Consider the following 18,958-nt stretch of genomic DNA (forward strand, 5'->3'; position numbering starts at 1 on the left):
TTTTGTTAAATAGGTATTAAAATATAACTGTGTGAATTATATGCTAATTTTGATATTATTATATATAATGCTTATTGTAATAAATAATTATTTTTGATACATTACTCTGTTTTTTACTCAAGATATTTTATGATCAAAATAGACGAAGCAATTGATTTATTAAAAATGTCCCGTGCTAATTTTGTTGCACGTGATATTATGACGCACCTTACTCATTGTAAATTTGAGTTAGATAACTTAGGCTCAGAAAAAAGAGTTGTGAATGTTCCTTCTTTTTTTCAAGATAGTACGGGTTCGGATAAAAAGATTATAAAAAATGTTGATTCTATAATTTTTGATATTGCGGATCGTTCTTTATCAGGAGAGATGTTTCATGCTCAAGGAAACATGACAAGACAAGTAAATTTGATAGATGAAATAAATAAAAGGGTTACGTTAAAATCTATAGTAGATATAGCAAAGGATGAGAATTTAAAAAACGATTTTAAATCGTGTGTTGCAGAATTCAAAGATAAAATAACTAAAAGAATAAAAGATGGTTTTGTTGGTGATATTAGAACAAAATATCAAGATCAATTAACTAAAATAGCTAATATTGAAGAATTTGTAGATGAAGTTACAGAAGAATTTGATGTAGAGGTATTTCTTAAAAATAAAGAAACAGATGCCCAATCATATGTGCCAAATTTTGATTTATTAGATTACCAGCATTTAGATGGTGCAGGATTTAGTAGATTTGGTGGTGTGATGCATATGATATATACTCAAATTTTTAAAGATGAGAATTCTGTTCAGGATTATTATAGATGGGGGCGTCATACTGGAGAAAAATTTGCAGATTCAGCAAATCTTTTTTCTACAGAACAGACAGAACCCAGAATGAGTGGAATAGTCTTACATCATACTGTTGTTAGAAATAGTGATACTGTTGAACTGCCATTTTATTCTGATGAATCTGCTGAATTACACAAAATGGGTGCAGATAGCCATGTAGCTATTCCTCAGTACAAAGTGAATATGGATCTCGCTTCTTTTTTACCCTATTCTTTAGTTCAAAATTTTGATCTAGGAGATTTCAATGCTGCTTGGAAAAAAGTCGATTCACATGCGCAGAGTTTTAATCCGCTAATTGATGTTATCTGTGCTAATGATATAAATATATTTAAAATTGATAGCGATTGTAAGCATGATGTAAACAGCTTACAGGAATGTGTTACTCAATTAGGTGGCTTAAGTAAACAATTTCAAAAAAGTATAGATTTATTCACTGATCAAGTTACAAGACACGTTTCTAATAAAGAAGTTTATAAAAAAGGCGGAGAGATTGTTCACACTGTTGTGAGAGAATTGGATCAAACAAAGCTTTTTGATGGATTGGATGATGCCTCTTTATTTAGAGATTTTGCTGACCTTTCTTTTATGATATGTAAATTGCAAAGTTTTGGTGCAGATACTATAAAATCATGGATTGCTGGAAATCCTGAAGCCCTTAAGCAATTTAAAGATTTTGCGGAAAATTTTTCGTTATTGAATTCACATAAAATTGCTGCCAATTCACATTTCTTCGTTTGTGAAGGGCAGGGTAATACTTTTTGTATTGTACCTCAATCTTCATTAGCATATCATGCTGGAATTTCTTCTTTTTCTCATGATAAATTACTGAATGAAAAAACTGTAGGTGTAGAGATAGAATCTTTGGGAAGTGATAATATTCCTGCTAGGATACCTCAAAGATCTTCAGTAGCTGAATTATCAAAGGTGTTAATGGATGATGGCTGTATTTCTGAATATGATGTTCATAAAGGATGGGTTTTGACACATCAGCAAATAGCAACACGCAAAGGTGATCCAAATTTAAAAACTTATCTTTTTAATTATAAGGAACAACAAGAAAGTGTTGGCACGGGAAATCAACAGACAGTATTAAAATCTGCTAAGACAATGATGAATTTATTGGATATAAAATCTGATAAATTTATATCTCTTGATCCCGTTACTAAAAACATATCTTTAGTTGGGGGCGAAGAAATTTCTCAAGTACGTGAAATTTTTTCTCAAGAATTTAAATTTGATAGTCAAAAATGTGATGGTGTTATTAAAATAGGAAATCCAGAAGATCTTGTTGAAATACCCTATAAAGTAGCTTATGTTTTTCTTTCTACATATGATTCTTCAGTTACATATGGCGATTTTGTTCAAGCAGTTGAAAAAGGGGATAATAAAGGTTTTATAAAAGCTATTGGCAATGTTGTGGTAACTTTTAATAAAAATATATCTATGGTTTGTGATATTGATATTCATGATACTGTTAAAGTGGTAGGTGGTGAGAAAATTGCTGAAATAGGTGATTCTAGTTATCATGTTCACAATGGTACAGTATTGCTTGCTGCTGCTAATTTAAAGAATATAGTGGCAAAAGACGCATATAACATGAATTGTAATAGATCTAATCATGTAGATATTCCTGAGAGCAATGATGATCTACGTATTTTATGTGATGATCACAATGAAGCTATATCATGGTCTTTAGAAGATATCAAATCGGATAATGGAAAAATAGTTGGTCCAGAATATCTTAGCGAATACTTCTTAAGCATATAGCTTTTAGATTCGCGTTTATAAAGTTTTTTCAATTCAGTATAATCAAATAGGTTCACTGATTTATTGCAAATAGAGAAAATCTGTTATTTCGATATCGTCCTTTTCATTGCGATGATTTTTTATACATTTTCTCTATTTCTGCGATATCCTTTAGCTCTTTTATATTTGTTCTTCTATTGATTAATTCAACTTGATTATTTTCCATAGTTCGTTTGCTTATTATAGCTTTATAAGGAATTCCTAGCAGATCTGCTCTAGCTAATTTTTTCCCTGTGCTCTCATTTGTATCATCAAAGAGTACTTTCTCTCTATCTAATTTTTTATATAGTTTAAGTGCTTGAGTTAAAGTCTCATTATGTATGTTTACTAATATTATTTTGAAAGGAGAAATTGATTCTGGCCATATTATTCCATTTTCATCATGATGTACTTCTATTATAGCAGCAATTAATCGCGAAATACCTATTCCATAAGAACCCATAAAGAAATTTTTCAAGCTTCCATTTTTATCTTTAAAACTGGCATTTAATTTTTCTGAATATTTTGTACCAAAATAGAAAGTATGAGCAAGCTCTATGCCTCTATGGCTTTTATATTGTACATTGTTTTCATCTGAATCATTTTTTACTTTTGAATATTTACTGAGTATTTTTTGAGTATGTTTTTTATGTTCTTTTGATTCATAGAATTCTCTATTTATTTTTTCTTCATTAAAAGATTCTATTAATGTTAAAATTTCGGGATCAAATACTATCTCTTCTTCTGAACCACTGTCATTTAGTATATGAAATTCATGACTAATATCTCCACCTATAGGCCCTGTATCAGCTAAAGATGGTATAACAGATAGTCCAATGTTCTTGAAGATACTTAAATATGCAGCAAACACTAAATGATAGCTTTCTATTGCAGATTCTCTATCGATGTCAAAACTATAACCATCTTTCATTAAAAATTCTCTAGCTCTTAATAACCCAAACCTTGGTCTAATTTCATCTCTAAATTTCCACTGATTATGATAGAGATAAACAGGCATGGATTTATAACTAGGGATCAAATTCTTTGTTACATGAGTTATTAATTCTTCATTTGTGGGACCAAATAACATATCTTGACCATGTCTATCTTGCATTTTTAGCATCTCTTGTCCATATGAATCATATCTACCAGATTCCTTCCATAGACTTGCTTGTTGTATACAAGGCATCAAGATTTTATTGAATGCTATTTTTTGCATTTCTTTATCTATTATTGATGATATTTTATCAATAATTCTTAATCCAATTGGCAGCCAAGTATATATTCCACTACCACATTGTTTAATTAGTCCAGCACGAATAGAGTACTTATGAGAAATAAGTTTTACTTCAGAAGATACATCTTTTTGTACTGGGCAAAAATACGTCGATAACTTCATATGTTCATTTTTTAATACAACAGCGAAAGTATATGATACTCTATTTGGCTATCAATTTTAATGAACAATAGTTTTATTTTTATTATTAATAATCTTTGTTAACACTTTTACTTATTATCAGTGAAGTCTACATGTTGCATATAATAGGATGTTTTTCAAGAACAAAATTTTATTTTATTTTTTTATTATGAAAACTTGCTAGATATCAGAAATTATGCAGGAATAGATCTTTTTTAGCGAAGTTATAAGCTATTTATTTTTGTTATTTTTCTATTACTATAAGTTTCGTATATTATTTATTTTGTGATCTAGAGTGTAAGACTATACTACATGTAGTATTCAACATATCCTATTTGTTTGTGCTGTTTATGATTATTTAGTATTATGTCGCTTACCTTCTTGATAAATTTTCTGAGAGTGAGTAAATGATAAATTTCGTTGATAGGAAAAAAAGATTGAATGATGCTGATTTTAATTGTGTGAAATTGGATTATTCTAAAGATGATAAATTAACAGATTTTTGTAAAGCAATATTAGAGGATAGATACTTATTTAAAGATGAGGATTATCAATCTGTTTTTGCTAGAGTTGCAAATTATTATGCTGATGATAATGCTCATGCTCAGCGTCTATACAACTATATGAGTAACTTATGGTTTATTCCTGCTACTCCAATACTTAGTAATGGTGGAACTAATAGAGGATTGCCAATTTCTTGTTTTTTAAATGAATGTAAAGATTCTTTAAAAGGAATTGTAGATCTTTGGTCTGAAAATGTTTGGTTGTCTTCTAAAGGAGGAGGGATAGGTAGTTATTGGGGGAATCTAAGATCAATAGGAGAGAGTGTGCGAGAAAGTGGTAAAACTTCTGGTATCATCCCGTTTATTGTTGTACAAAATGCTTTAACTTTGGCTATATCTCAAGGTTCTTTGAGACGTGGTTCCAGTGCTGTTTATCTTCCGATAGATCATCCTGAAATAGCAGAATTCTTAGATTTAAGAAGACCTATGGGTGGCGATCCAAATAGAAAAGCATTAAATATGCATCATGGTGTCATTATATCTGATAAATTTATGGAGGCTGTGCAGAACAATGATGATTGGGATCTATTAAGTCCTAAAGATAAGAAAGTTGTAAGTACTGTGAGAGCACGTGATTTATGGGTGAAAATACTTGATATTAGAGTTGAAACCGGTGAACCTTATATTATCTTTATAGATACAATAAAAAGATCTCGACCAGATATATACAAAAAATTAGGCCTAGATGTAAAGATGTCTAATCTTTGTACTGAAATCACTTTATCTACAGGAGAAGATTATTTGGGAAATAATAGGACAGCAGTTTGTTGTCTCTCATCTTTGAATCTTGAAAAATATGATGAATGGAAAGAAGAGATGGAAATGATTGTTGAAGATGTTTTGAGATTCTTGGACAATGTTTTATCAGATTTTATACAAAATGCTCCTGAAGAGATGAAAAATGCTGTTTATTCAGCAATTAGAGAGAGAAGTGTAGGTCTTGGAGTAATGGGTTTCCATTCATATCTGCAAAAAAATATGATATCTTTTGAATCTCCTTTAGCAAAAGATTTTAATATTAAAATCTTTGATAAATTGCGCAAAATAGCTGATCAAGTATCACAAAAATTGGCAATAGAAAAAGGAGTTTGTGAAGATGTTGCTGAATTTAATAAAAGGGAATCTTCATCTATCAATGAGAGATTTTTGCATAAAATTTCGGTTGCACCTACTGCCTCTATCTCTATTATAGCTGGCAGTACATCTCCTGGAATAGATCCTTATACCGCAAATATTTTTGCTCACAGAACGTTGACTGGATCGTTTATAGTACGAAATAAATTTTTACAAGAACTTTTGGCTTCAAAAGGAAAAAATACAGATGAAGTATGGGATGAAATTATAAATCATGAAGGTTCAGTACAAAGTTTAGATTTTTTAAGTGATTTTGAGAAAATAGTTTTTAAAACATCTTCTGAAATTGATCAAAATTGGGTTATAGAGCATGCCGCTGATCGTACTCCATTTATTTGTCAAGCTCAATCCTTGAATATTTTTATACCACCAAATATATCGAAAAAAGAGTTGCATAAATTGCATTTTATGGCTTGGAAAAAAAACATAAAGAGCATGTATTATTGTAGAACCAAATCTTTGCAGAGAACAGATAAAATAGGAAAAAAAGTTATTTCAGAAGAAGTGGAATCTTGTACTGGCTGCGATTCTTCTCAACCTATGATGAATTCCACTGTGGACAATCAAGAAGATGCTATTAACGAAGATAACAAAATAATAGACGTCTTCAACAAGAATAATATTAATCATGAAGAAGGATGCTTATCATGTCAGTAAGTAAAAGCATTGATCTTTTATTATGACTGTTTTATTTTATGCTAAATGCTTTTTCTATTATTGCTTCTTGCTCTATTTTATGCATTGAAGCATAACCGGTAGCAGTTGATGAATTGCTACTTCTTCCAGCATAAAACAATCTTTTATCATGGCTAAATGAAGATACAAAATTATCTAAAACAAAGCACCATGCACCCATGTTTTTAGGTTCTTCTTGACACCATACAACCAATGCTTTAGGATATTTTGTTATCAAATTTTCTATCTCTTTTACAGGAAAAGGATACAATTGCTCTATTGACGCTATTAGTGTGTTTTCAATTTTATTATTTTTCTTGTAGGCTAATAGATCATAAGATATTTTTCCGCTACATAGTATAATTCTATTTATCTCTTCACTGTTCTTTTCGTCTATTATTATTTCTTCAAAAGCGGTGCCTGATATAAATTTATCGATGCTTGAAACGGCAGCCGGTAACCTTAATAGTGATTTAGGAGAGAATATTATGAGTGGTTTTCTTATGTTACCACACACCTGTCTACGTAAAGCATGAAAATAGTTAGAAGGAGTGGAGCAATTTAGTATGTACCAATTGAATCTTGCTGATAGTTGTAAGAATCTTTCTAGACGTGCAGAAGAATGTTCTGGGCCTTGTCCTTCATAACCATGCGGTAAAAGAAAAATAAGATTGCTCATTTGTAACCATTTTTCTTCTGCAGATGCTATAAATTGATCTATTATAATTTGTGCACCATTTGCAAAATCACCAAATTGTGCTTCCCAAATTGTTAAATTATTTGGATTAGCAAGACTGTAACCATATTCAAATCCAGAAGCTGCATATTCAGATAGATAACTATTTACAATAGTTATCTTGCTGCCAAGTTGCGATAATGGAGTATATGTTTCTTCAGTATCTTCATTTACTAAAACAGCATGTCTTTGGCTAAATGTTCCTCTTTGACTATCTTGTCCAGCTAGTCTAATATTGTGAGATTCTAATAAAATACTTCCCAAAGCTATTGCTTCTGCCGTGCTCCAATCTATAGTACTGTTCTCATTTTGTAATATTTTACGTCTTTCATCCAAAAATTTTATTATTTTTTTATTGGGAATAAAATCACTTGGCAAGATGGTAATTTTTTCTATTATGTCTTTTATTATTTCTAACTTGACCCCAGTATCTTTTTGCTTGTTATATTCTACAGTTCTTATTATATCAGACCACATTTCTGTATTAGAGTTATCATCATCTTTTTCAAATGATTCATAATTATCAAAACTTTCTGATAATTTATTTTTATAGCTATCTTCTATTTTTTTCTTCTCATCTGGAGTAATTGCAGATGATTCTATAATTTTTTGCGAATAATCTTCATATACTGATTTGTGATGATCAATTAATTTATACATTTTAGGTTGTGTAAATCTTGGTTCATCACCTTCGTTATGACCATATTTCCTATACCCAATTAAGTCAATCATAAAGTCTTTTTTGAATCTAATGCGATATTCAGATGCAATTTTGGCAGATGCCATAACTTTTTCTGGATCATCTCCATTAACATGCAAAATGGGCATTTTAAAAGATTTCGCTATATCTGTTGGAAAATCTTTATTTGATCTTGAAAATTTAGGATTAGTTGTGAAGCCAATTTGATTATTTATCACAATATGTATTACACCACCTGAAGTATAATCAGCTAACTTATCTAAAGTAAAAGATTCATATACTACGCCCTGTCCTGATATCGAAGCATCTCCGTGTATTAGTAGACCTATGGCTTTCTTCTGTTCTACATCATCCAGATTATCCTGTAAAGCACGAACTTTTCCATATACTAGCGGATCAATGGCTTCCAAATGAGATGGGTTATTTAATAATGTGACTTTGGATTTGTTATTATTTAATTTGAATTCTCTAGAATAACCTAAGTGATATTTTACATCACCAGAAAAATCTATGCTGCTTTTATGATAATTTCTTCCTTTGAACTCAGAAAATATTGCTTCTAGAGGTTTTTCTAGAACGCTTGCTAGTAGGCTTAACCTTCCTCTGTGAGCCATCCCAATAATTATTTCTTCACAATCTTCTTGAGAAAATAATTCTATTATAGTATTAACTGCGACTATAGCTGATTCACTACCTTCAATTGAGAATCTTTTTGCTCCTGGAAATCTTTTATGTAGAAAATTTTCAAACAGAGTAGTTTTCATCAATCCTTCGAAAATTCTCTTCTTAATGTCTACTGTAACTTCTTGATTCTGATATTTTTTAAAATTTTCGTACAACCATGATAATTCTTCAGGATCATCTATATGTTCAAATTCACAAGAAATTTTTCCACAATAAATATTTTTGAGTTGCTCTATATCTTCACAGTAAGGTTCATTCTTAAAATTCTTTGTAATATCAGAGATATATTCTGCGACATTTATATTTTCTTTACTTAACGGATTTGTATTGGCAAATTTATATCCATGTGATCTGAAAGCTTTTTCATCATTATTATCATTATCAAAGCTAGGTTCAAAAGATCTATTTTCAACGCTGAATTTCTCTAAATCTAGATATAAATCTTCTGGTAAATCTAAGCCCATATTTATATGACTCATAATCTTTTGCCATTCTTTGCTTACAGAATCTGGATTCTCTTGATACATTCTGTATATCTCTTCCAAAAATGCCAAATTTAAACCATAAAGAGGTGAATTTTTCATAACTGCTACTCCTTGAGATTATTGAAGAATCAAAAATCAATAAATTACTTATTACGTTTATAACATTGAGATGTAACAAAACATTATACTTGATTTTACCTATTTTAGAAATATTTGTTTAAATTATAAACATCTATTAATTCCTTACATAAAATAGTAAGAGTTGGAATGCGTTCATCCATATCAAATTCTTTTTGATATAAAATTATTGGATCATTAATTTCAATTATATTTTTTATAATTTGTGCCGCTTCCTCTATTTTGTTATCGTTCAATAAATACAAAGCTTCTATCATTTTATTCGTCATATTGAATGATTTATTTTCATTTAATAATTCATCTTTATCTATTTGTGAAAGTGCTAATAGAGCCAAATCTTGGAAAACTGTATCCACATAAGATGATCTAGATAATTGTTCATATATCTCTTTGGCTTTCGCTTTTTCATCTTTCTTTATATAAATTTGTGCGACCTTAAAATTTGCAATTGTCGCATATATGTCTTTTCCATATAAAAGAGCTTCTAACTCATCAATATCACTCTGTGTATGTTCAGTAGAAACGATAATTTTTAACAATTTATCACCTTTCTCTTTGTTATTTAATTTTTGAAAATGTGCTGCAACAGAATAAACAATAAAGAACGATACAATTAATATGCATCCAGAAACACAAAATATTATTTTATTACGCATATAAGAAGATAGAAAAATCATGACAATAAAATTGTAAAATACAATTCTATCCCTTATCAAGAGAAATATCTATATTACTTTATTTCACTTGAATATATTAAAATTTGTTTAATACAAATGTCTTCTATATTGGATTTGAGCTGTTATCGCATATTGTTTGTCTTTAAAAATTTGCTATTATCGTGTATCTTATTATCCAAAAACTTAAGCTAATACCGTTACTGGTTTAATTTTTTAGATGCTGCAACTGCTTTGAGCACGATTTATTTTAATTTTATTTGTTTTTCGTATGAGTAAAAAATTCAATTTGAAGGAAAAATTAGTTGATATTTTTTCCCCCAGAGATTTATCTATGGATTTAGGTACAGCTAATACTTTGGTATATGCAAAAAATAGGGGTATAGTGCTAAATGAACCTTCTGTTGTTGCATTGAAATATGAAAAAGGAAAATATTATCCATACGCATTCGGTCAAAATGCTAAGCTAATGCTAGGAAAAACTCCTGATGAAATACATGCAATTAGACCACTAAAAGATGGAGTGATAGCAGATTTTAAAGGATCTGAAGAGATGATAAAATATTTTATTCGTTCCTCTTTAAATTTTGCTGTTAGATTTGCTAAACCCAATATAATCATTTGTGTTCCATCAGGATCTACACCAGTTGAAAGGCGAGCAATTCAAGATGCAGCAATGAGTGCAGGGGCTAAGAATGTATATTTGATAGAAGAGCCAATGGCTGCTGCTATAGGCGCTGGATTGCCTGTGACAGATCCAAGGGGATCTATGGTCGTGGATATAGGAGGAGGTACTACAGAAGTCGCTATTATATCATTAGGCGGAATAGTCTATGCTAAATCAGTCAGAGTGGGAGGTGATATAATGGATGAATCAATTATCAACTATATAAGAAAAAATTATAATTTACTTATTGGTGAATCAACTGCAGAAAAAATAAAAAAGACAATAGGATCTGCATATATAGATGATGTAGATGGAAAAGAAGGAAAAGATGATATACGAATAAAGGGTCGGGACCTTATGTTGGGTATTCCTAAAGAAATGGTGTTAAGTCAAAAAGATGTTGCAAATAGCTTAAATGGGCCAATTAATCAGATAGTTACTGCAGTAAAAGATGCCTTAGAACTTACTCCTCCGGAATTAGCCGCTGATATAGCTGAAGCTGGTATTACTGTCACAGGTGGTGGAGCTTTATTGCGTAACATTGATCTTGTGCTAAGTAAACACACAAAACTCTTTGTAAATATAGCTGAAAATCCTTTGTGCTGCGTTGTTATGGGTACAGGAGTTGTTCTAGAGAACATGTCCAAATTTAAGCACGTTCTTTTCATACAAGATTAATAAACAATCCAAATTAGATTTTATCTATGGGAAAGAAATAAATAATCAAAAATTTTAGATCATTACACCCTATAAGCAGGAAGAAAGAAGAAATATTTCATTAGCTATCAAATCTTTATCCACAATTTTATGATTATAAAATATAAAAGATTTATCTATGCTTTATTTCCACCAACTATTATGGAATCTAGTCTGACAGTTGGTTGACCTGTATTAACGTTTACTGTTTGTCCTCTTTTACCACAATAACCAGGAGAGTCAAAATTTAAATCATTTCCTATGGCTGATATCTTTGTTAATGCATCAGCTCCATTTCCTACTAAAGATACTCCTTTAATTGGTTCTTCGACACGACCATTACGTATGATATATGCTTCATGAGCACTAAAAACAAAATCACCAGATATTATATCAACTTGTCCACCAGAGAAATAAACCGCATATATTCCATCTTTTACATCAGCAATAATATCAGAAGGATTCGAGATGCCAGGAAGTAAATAAGTTGAAGTCATTCGCGGCATAGGGATATGTGCATAACTTTGTCTTCTGCAATTTCCAGATAGCTCAAAATTATGATCAGGATACTTTTTAGACAAAAGATGATGATTTTGTTTATCATTCATGAAATTAACAAGTTTCCCATTTTTTATTAATATATTATTCTTTGAAGTGGTTCCTTCATCATCAAAGGAGATGCTACCATGCATATTTTCCAATTGCCCATTATCTACCAAAGATACAATATCAGAAGCAACCTTCATTCCTAACTTATTACGGAATTTTGATGGTTCTTTGCATATGTGATCAGCTTCTAAACCATGACCAACAGCTTCATGAAATAATATACTAGGTGCTCCATTAGCCAAAACAACAGTTTTTTCACCAGGAGAAACATCTACTGCTTGCGCATTTGATATTGACATATTCAAAGCTCTGTCAGCAGTCTTTTTCCAATCAGATAATATGTTATCTATTTTATCACGCCTGGAAACAGAGAAAAATCCAATACCTTTCGAGCCGTTGGACTTATTCAATGATACCACTTGTATTCTCATTGTTATCAAAGGTCTTATTTCACCTCTATTAACTGATTCTGAAATAAGGTGAATTTTTGATATATTACAGGATATTGATGCTACTACCTGTATAACATCATCATTCTTTGATCTTATATATTCATCAATATCTCTTAATTTGTTGACTATGATGTCACGATATATATTTTTTGACGTATCATCTTGAGGGTACATTCTAGATAAAGAGTGATCTTTATCCACTTTTATAGTATTTTTATTATCAGAATGTGATTTTGACATATTCTTATAAATATCCCCGCAAGAGGATATTTCAGTCAATATAGATTCTTCAGATATCCCAGTAGAAGAGACAAATGCAGTTTGGTGTTCATTAAATATCCTGATCCCAAAACCGCAATTATTATTGCAAGTAGCATTTTTGATCATTCCTCCTTCTATCGTATAGCTTTCAAGGTAGGAATCTTGTAGAAAAATTTCATATCCAAGACAGCCAAAATCATATTCCCTTAATCTGCTTTCTACAATCGAGCTATCAATCGAAAAATCTCTCAGCAGATTATAATCTGAAGAAGCAGCGTAACGTTTGATCATATATCAATCATCATCGAAATAAAAAAGAATCACAGTGGTGGGTCCGGGAGGAGTTGAACCTCCGACCTCACGCTTATCAGGCGTGCACTCTAACCACCTGAGCTACGAACCCAAAAGTTAAGCAAAGCTGAGTAAAATCCAGAACATCAGCAATCAAAGTAAATGATACTGTAATAGCAAATGCATTACAATAGAAAGAATTTTATTTTCTTCCAATTAAAATCGATACCTGATTATTCTGTTTTTCAGGCTTTTTATCAACTTTTATGAGTTCTTTTATAGGCTCTTCATTAACAATTTTTGTTAAAAGATCTAACCCAGCTTGTTGTCGTGTTATTTCTCTTCCTCTAAATTTAATTGTTATTTTTACTTTATATCCTTTGTCTATAAAAGACACAATTTGTTTTAATTTCGTATTATAATCACCAGCTTCTATGTTTATCCTTAGTTTAATTTCTTTTATAATCGAAGAATTTAATGTTTTTTGCTTCTTTTTAACTTCCGATAATTTTTTCTTCATTCCATATTTATATTTTCCGTAATCTAATATCCTGCATATGGAAATCCCTTCATTATTATCAATGGATATTTCTACTAAATCTAAACTACGGGATGTAGCAATTTTCAATGCTTCATTTAATGATATTAAATCTCTTGCCACTCCATCGTCCGAAATAATCCTGATTTTTTTATATGTTACATCGTGATTAATAGTAGGTACATCTATTTTTTTTCTCGTATAGCTTCTTTTATTGTTTATTTCTTTATTGTTCATTGCCTTGTTTGTTTAATAATATTCTTATATCTTCAATTGCATTTTTTAGCTCTTTTTTTACGCTCTTATTAGATAACAAATCTCTTTCTGTAACAGTTGATTCCATAACTTCATTTTTTCCAATTATCCATATAAAATTAAATCTTTCCAAAATACATGATCTAAGTTTGTAATTAAAAGTCTCGTTTTCAATAAATTTTTGATATCTTACTCCTAAAAATTCCAAATTTTTAGAAATTTTTTCAATATATTTCAATATTTCTTCATTTTTGACAACAGATATAATAGCAATCTGATTCGGTGATAACCAAAAAGGAAATTTACCAGCACAGTGTTCTATAAGAATCCCAATGAATCTTTCTAAAGTACCCAAAATCGCTCTGTGTATCATTACAGGAGTGATATGTTTGTTATTGTTATCAACATATTTTGCACCTAACCTTTCCGGTAACACAAAATCTAACTGCAAAGTTCCACATTGCCACTCTCTAGATAAACTGTCTACCAATATAAATTCTATTTTTGGGCCGTAAAAAGCTCCTTCTCCTTTATTTATAGAGAAATCTATATTCATTTTTGTTAATGCAGCTTTCAGGGCATTTTCAGATTTATTCCATATATCATCACTTCCCAATCTTTCTAGAGGTCTATCAGATAACATGACCTTTATATCAGTGAACCCAAGTTCTTTATATACTTCAAATAAAATATTACAAAAATTAATAGTTTCGCTCTCCATTTGTTCTTCAGTGCAAAATATATGAGCATCATCTTGTATAAAGCTGCGTACTCTCATTAATCCGTGAAGCGAGCCTGAAGATTCATTTCTATGACAACATCCAAATTCCGATATCCTAAGTGGAAGGTCTCTATACGAATACAATTTTTGTTTATATATCTCAACATGTAAAGGACAATTCATTGGCTTTAAGACAAAAGATCTCTTCTTATCCGAGAACATGAACATATTTTCACTAAACATTTCGTAATGCCCTGATTTTTCCCAAAGTGAGATATCAGCAACAATTGGAGTTCTAACTTCGGTATATCCGTTTTTCAATATTTTACTTCTTATATAATCTTCAAGTGTTTTAAATATCAAAAAACCCTTTGGATGCCAAAAAATCATGCCAGGATTATTATCTGCTATATGAAACAAAGAAAGCTCTTTTCCTATCTTTCTATGATCTCTTTTTTCAGCTTCTTTGATTCTTTCTAAATAATTCAATAATTCTTCTTTAGTTGGCCAGGCCGTTCCATATATTCTCTGTAATTGTTTGTTTTTACTATCACCTTTCCAATATGCTCCTGAAACTTTTGTTAATTTAAAATGCCTTAGATAAGAAGTGTTAGGGGCATGAGGCCCTCTACATAAATCAACAAAATCCCCTTGTTTATAAACTGAAATTCTGTCTTCTTCAGGAATAGAATTGATTATTTCAATTTTATATATCTCATTTTCTTGCTGGAAAAATTGCAAAGCTTCAGCTTTCGATAGATAAGATCTTTCAATAGGCAATTTTCTATTTACTATTTCTTTCATCTTTTTTTCGATTATAGGAAGATCAGTATCAGAAATTTTATGCTCTATATCAAAATCATAATAAAAACCATCTTTTATAGTGGGGCCTATCGCTAAACAAGTATTAGGAAAGATTTCTTTAACAGCTTGTGCCAGAATATGCGCAGCATCATGACGAAGAACTTCCAGACCTTCAAAATCTTCAGTAGTAACAATCTTTACAGAACAATCATCTGTGAAGCAATCACTCATATCCGATAAAACATCATCAATAAATATAGCGATTGCCCTTTTTTGTAAATCGCTACTATTAAGTAATTTAATTAAATCCAGGCCTGATGAACCACTTTTGATTTCTAATACAGAACCGTCTAAAAGATTTACTTTAATCACTAAACAAAAAAGAAAGTCAAGCCCAAAATAAAAAAGCAACATGATCCTGATGGGATTTGAACCCATGACAACCGGCTTAAAAGGCAGGTGCTCTACCAACTGAGCTACAGGATCTCAAAACAACGACAAATTAATAAATCAATTGCCGTACATTAAAATCGCAAACAAACGCTTTGCATTATCAAACAATGCAAAAGCACCAGAATCATATAGAGGCGATTATATTATTTTACCTACCAATAATCAAGAAGCTTTACTACTATTTCAATAAATATTATTTTAATATTTATTTTTAATTGCTGTTTATGTTATTTATCTCATTTAAAGTATAGAGATATTTTACATGAAAATTATTGGCATTGATGAAGTTGGTAGAGGCTCTTTAATAGCTGGAGTATATTCTGTAGCAGTTTTATTAGATAATGATAATTTGTCAATGATTTCTAAATTAGATGATTTTTTTTATAATGGACTAAAAGATTCAAAAAAACTTGATGAAAACAAACGAAAAGCTTTTTTTCATCTATTTGAAAATAAATTACAATTTGCTGTAGGCTTTGCTTCTGCACAAGAAATTGATGAATTAAATATCTTGCAAGCTACCTTACTCTCCATGAAAAGAGCATATATATCTCTAAATCAATATAAAGTAGATTGCATAATAATAGATGGTAATAAAATACCTCAAATAGATTTTTCATGCGAAATCAAATGTATTAATAAGGCAGATGAAAAAGAATTATCAGTAGCCTGTGCATCAATTTTTGCAAAACACATTAGAGATACTTATATTAAAAAATTACATCGTTTATTCCCTTTTTATAATTGGAATAAAAATAAAGGCTATGCAACTAAATCACATATTGATGCTATAAAAAATTATGGATTTACATGCTTTCATAGAATGAGTTTTGAGCCAATAAAAACAATTGTACGAGATATTAATAAAGAAGACTTAAAGTGCTTTATTTGAGTTTTTTAAAAAAACTTTCAAATATATTTAAAAGAGCATCAAGAAAATTAAAGATAGCAAAAATATTTTTAACTAGATTAGCAAAATTGCAGTACTTATAACAAAAATAAGTAAAATATGATGCTGCTAAAAAGAATAATATCGCCATTTTCTTCTCCCTTTATATAATCTTTAGCGGTATTTTATCATATTTATAGTTTTAATAGAAATATTATTCTAAGCGTTGTCTTATAAACATTAGTGAATATCGCATAAATTTAAATACGCTTAAAAGATCTTAAAAAATAAGGGCAACAAGAATGCTATTGATTGAATTAATATGGTATTTTTTTAAATAAAACATGATGCTTTATTAATTTCGTGAATATGTGCAATATGCTTTTTTAAAATGAGTCATTAATGATCTTTTTAATTTACTATTTTTTTAACCTTTATTGTTGAATTGTTTTTTTAATTCATAGAATAGATGATGATTTTTTGCTATTATGGAAACTTCAAAACTTATTTTTAATAATCATAATAAATAAGTTTTTTTGTGAATTATATAAAAGTATGGATATGTCTAGCGAAATAGATTTAAAAAATATCAGAAATTTTGCTGTAATAGCTCATATTGATCATGGAAAATCTACTTTATGTGATAGATTGATAGAATTTTGCGGTGCTTTACAAGAAAGAGATATGGTGAATCAAATTCTTGATAATTTAGATGTGGAAAGAGAAAGGGGAATAACTATAAAAGCTCAGACTGTACGCTTGGAATATGTCGCAAAATCTGGTGTGAAATATATATTAAATATTATAGATACTCCCGGGCATGTCGATTTTTCATACGAAGTGAGCCGTAGTTTATCTTCTTGTGAGGGATCATTATTAATTGTTGATGCTACACAAGGAGTAGAGGCTCAAACTCTTTCTAATGTATATAAAGCAATGGATGAGAACCATGAAATTTTACCTGTTTTGAATAAAGTAGATTTGCCCGCTGCTGACATAGAAAAAGTTAAGCATGAAATAGAAGATATCATTGGAATTGATGCTAAAGATGCTATTGGTGTATCAGCAAAAACAGGTCATGGTGTTGAAGAATTATTAGAAATGATTGTAAAAACTATTCCTGCCCCACGGCCTTCAGAAGATGAGAATTTGAAATGTTTACTTATTGATAGTTGGTATGATGCTTATTTGGGTGTGATTTCTTTGATAAGAGTTTTTGCAGGATCAATATCTAAAAATATGGAAATTAAAACCATGTCCAATGATAAACGCTATATTATTGATAAAGTAGGTATTTTTACTCCTAAGAAAAAAGAACTTGAAAGTCTTAAATCTGGGGAAATTGGTTTTATAGTTTCTTCTATGAAAAATATTACAGAATGTAATATAGGGGATACGATAACAGATTTTAAATCTCCTACTGCAGACGCATTAAAAGGATTTAAAAAAGTCTCTCCAGTAGTATTTTGTAGTTTTTATCCTGCAGATTCTAGCGAATATGATAAATTAAAAGATAGTTTGGGCAAACTTAATATAAATGATACTAGCTTCTTTTATGAAAGCTGTTCTTCTGTGGCACTTGGACATGGTTTTAGATGCGGATTTTTAGGAATGTTGCATTTAGAAGTTATACACGAAAGATTGCAATCTGAATTTGAGATAGACCTCATTATAACTGCTCCTAGTGTTATTTATAAAATTTATTATTTAGATGGATCTCAAGAAAGTATGTACAATGCTTCTGATTTTCCTGATCCTTCCAGAATATCTTATATTGAAGAGCCTTGGGTTTTAGCTAGTATTATTTTACCTGATGAATACCTTGGGAAAATTCTCGATCTTTGTAATGAAAGAAGAGGCATTCAAAGAGATATGAGTTATTCTGATAATAGAGTTATATTGCAATATGAATTACCACTTTCTGAGATAATTTTTGATTTTTATGATAATTTAAAATCTTTATCTAGAGGTTATGCTAGTCTTGATTGGGAAATAATTGATTATCGTAAAGCTGAAATTGTTAAACTAACAATTTTAATTAATGGAGACCTAATAGACGCTTTATCTTTTATCCTTCATAAATCTAATTCTCAATCTAGAGGTCGTCAGATATGTGAAAAACTAAAAGATTCAATTCCTAGGCAACAATACAAAATTGCAATACAAGCAGCCATAGGAAGTAAAATTATTGCTAGAGAGACTGTTAATGCATACCGTAAAGATGTTACAGCAAAGCTATATGGGGGGGATAAAACTAGAAAAATGAAATTACTAGAAAAACAAAAAAAAGGGAAGAAAAAAATGCAATCTTTGGGTAAAGTTAATGTGCCTCATAGCGCATTAATTAATGCTTTTAAAGTTGATAAAAAATAATAGTGACTAAAAATATTTGTTATGTTATTATTCTTACTTATGATGCTTTAGCACCCTTAGCTCAGTTGGATAGAGCGTTTGACTACGGATCAAAAGGTCGAGGGTTCGAATCCTTCAGGGTGTA

The 18,958-nt window shown here is 30.1% G+C and carries 11 protein-coding genes and 3 tRNA genes; 6 read left to right on the forward strand and 8 right to left on the reverse strand.

Translation table 11 applies throughout. From position 1 onward, the window contains the following. The first annotated feature begins 129 nt into the window (after positions 1-129). Entirely contained in the window at positions 130-2,601 is a 2,472-nt protein-coding gene (locus GUI12_01945) for a hypothetical protein (GenBank protein ID UAT42913.1), read from the forward strand. Between the two features lie 103 nt (positions 2,602-2,704). On the opposite strand, the gene GUI12_01950 is transcribed toward GUI12_01945, so the two are convergent. Then, positions 2,705-4,018, reverse strand: coding sequence for a proline--tRNA ligase (locus tag GUI12_01950; GenBank protein UAT42914.1), 1,314 nt, complete (start codon positions 4,016-4,018; stop codon positions 2,705-2,707). A gap of 425 nt (positions 4,019-4,443) precedes the next feature. Between GUI12_01950 and GUI12_01955 the strand changes: the two genes are divergently transcribed. Then, complete coding sequence (locus GUI12_01955) at positions 4,444-6,390, forward strand: ribonucleoside-diphosphate reductase subunit alpha (protein UAT42915.1); 1,947 nt, start codon at positions 4,444-4,446, stop codon at positions 6,388-6,390. Positions 6,391-6,421: 31 nt separating this feature from the next. Here the strand turns inward: GUI12_01955 and GUI12_01960 are convergent, their stop codons facing one another. Together GUI12_01960 and GUI12_01965 are read right to left on the reverse strand one after the other, a co-directional pair. Further along, complete coding sequence (locus GUI12_01960; protein UAT42916.1) at positions 6,422-9,112, reverse strand: 2-oxoglutarate dehydrogenase E1 component; 2,691 nt, start codon at positions 9,110-9,112, stop codon at positions 6,422-6,424. 104 nt (positions 9,113-9,216) lie between these two features. Then, a complete protein-coding gene (locus GUI12_01965) occupies positions 9,217-9,807 on the reverse strand; it encodes a hypothetical protein (protein UAT42917.1) in 591 nt (196 codons plus the stop codon). 307 nt (positions 9,808-10,114) lie between these two features. On the opposite strand from GUI12_01965, the gene GUI12_01970 reads away from it, so the two are divergent. Further along, on the forward strand, positions 10,115-11,170 hold the full coding sequence (locus GUI12_01970; GenBank protein ID UAT43442.1) for a rod shape-determining protein: 1,056 nt from the start codon (positions 10,115-10,117) through the stop codon (positions 11,168-11,170). Between the two features lie 155 nt (positions 11,171-11,325). On the opposite strand, the gene tldD is transcribed toward GUI12_01970, so the two are convergent. The 5 genes from tldD to GUI12_01995 all read right to left on the reverse strand — a co-directional run bounded on the left by tldD (position 11,326) and on the right by GUI12_01995 (position 15,605). Then, complete coding sequence (gene tldD / locus GUI12_01975; protein ID UAT42918.1) at positions 11,326-12,801, reverse strand: metalloprotease TldD; 1,476 nt, start codon at positions 12,799-12,801, stop codon at positions 11,326-11,328. Between the two features lie 35 nt (positions 12,802-12,836). Then, positions 12,837-12,913: transfer RNA gene (locus tag GUI12_01980), tRNA-Ile, on the reverse strand. 90 nt (positions 12,914-13,003) lie between these two features. After that, complete coding sequence (gene infC / locus GUI12_01985; protein UAT42919.1) at positions 13,004-13,576, reverse strand: translation initiation factor IF-3; 573 nt, start codon at positions 13,574-13,576, stop codon at positions 13,004-13,006. Continuing rightward, complete coding sequence (thrS, locus tag GUI12_01990; protein UAT42920.1) at positions 13,566-15,533, reverse strand: threonine--tRNA ligase; 1,968 nt, start codon at positions 15,531-15,533, stop codon at positions 13,566-13,568. The genes infC and thrS overlap by 11 nt, the downstream gene beginning before the upstream one ends. Further along, positions 15,533-15,605: transfer RNA gene (locus tag GUI12_01995), tRNA-Lys, on the reverse strand. Before GUI12_01995 ends, thrS begins: the two co-directional genes overlap by 1 nt. Before the next feature lie 229 nt (positions 15,606-15,834). Here GUI12_01995 and GUI12_02000 point away from each other — a divergent pair. The 3 genes from GUI12_02000 to GUI12_02010 all read left to right on the forward strand — a co-directional run bounded on the left by GUI12_02000 (position 15,835) and on the right by GUI12_02010 (position 18,958). Then, complete coding sequence (locus GUI12_02000) at positions 15,835-16,464, forward strand: ribonuclease HII (protein UAT42921.1); 630 nt, start codon at positions 15,835-15,837, stop codon at positions 16,462-16,464. A 558-nt stretch (positions 16,465-17,022) separates the two neighbouring features. Further along, positions 17,023-18,834, forward strand: coding sequence for an elongation factor 4 (gene lepA, locus GUI12_02005; GenBank protein UAT42922.1), 1,812 nt, complete (start codon positions 17,023-17,025; stop codon positions 18,832-18,834). 50 nt (positions 18,835-18,884) lie between these two features. Further along, positions 18,885-18,958, forward strand: a tRNA-Arg gene (locus tag GUI12_02010).

The sequence above is a fragment of the Anaplasmataceae bacterium AB001_6 genome, assembly GCA_020002265.1.
Taxonomy (GTDB): Bacteria; Pseudomonadota; Alphaproteobacteria; order Rickettsiales; family Anaplasmataceae; genus AB001-6.

Bases quoted from the DNA above. Each gene is read 5' to 3' on its own strand.
- GUI12_01945 (UAT42913.1), top strand. From the start codon at position 130: ATGATCAAAATAGACGAAGCAATTGATTTATTAAAAATGTCCCGTGCT.
- GUI12_01950 (UAT42914.1), bottom strand. From the start codon at position 4,018: ATGAAGTTATCGACGTATTTTTGCCCAGTACAAAAAGATGTATCTTCT.
- GUI12_01955 (UAT42915.1), top strand. From the start codon at position 4,444: ATGATAAATTTCGTTGATAGGAAAAAAAGATTGAATGATGCTGATTTT.
- GUI12_01960 (UAT42916.1), bottom strand. From the start codon at position 9,112: ATGAAAAATTCACCTCTTTATGGTTTAAATTTGGCATTTTTGGAAGAG.
- GUI12_01965 (UAT42917.1), bottom strand. From the start codon at position 9,807: ATGCGTAATAAAATAATATTTTGTGTTTCTGGATGCATATTAATTGTA.
- tldD (UAT42918.1), bottom strand. From the start codon at position 12,801: ATGATCAAACGTTACGCTGCTTCTTCAGATTATAATCTGCTGAGAGAT.
- infC (UAT42919.1), bottom strand. From the start codon at position 13,576: ATGAACAATAAAGAAATAAACAATAAAAGAAGCTATACGAGAAAAAAA.
- thrS (UAT42920.1), bottom strand. From the start codon at position 15,533: ATGTTGCTTTTTTATTTTGGGCTTGACTTTCTTTTTTGTTTAGTGATT.
- GUI12_02000 (UAT42921.1), top strand. From the start codon at position 15,835: ATGAAAATTATTGGCATTGATGAAGTTGGTAGAGGCTCTTTAATAGCT.
- lepA (UAT42922.1), top strand. From the start codon at position 17,023: ATGTCTAGCGAAATAGATTTAAAAAATATCAGAAATTTTGCTGTAATA.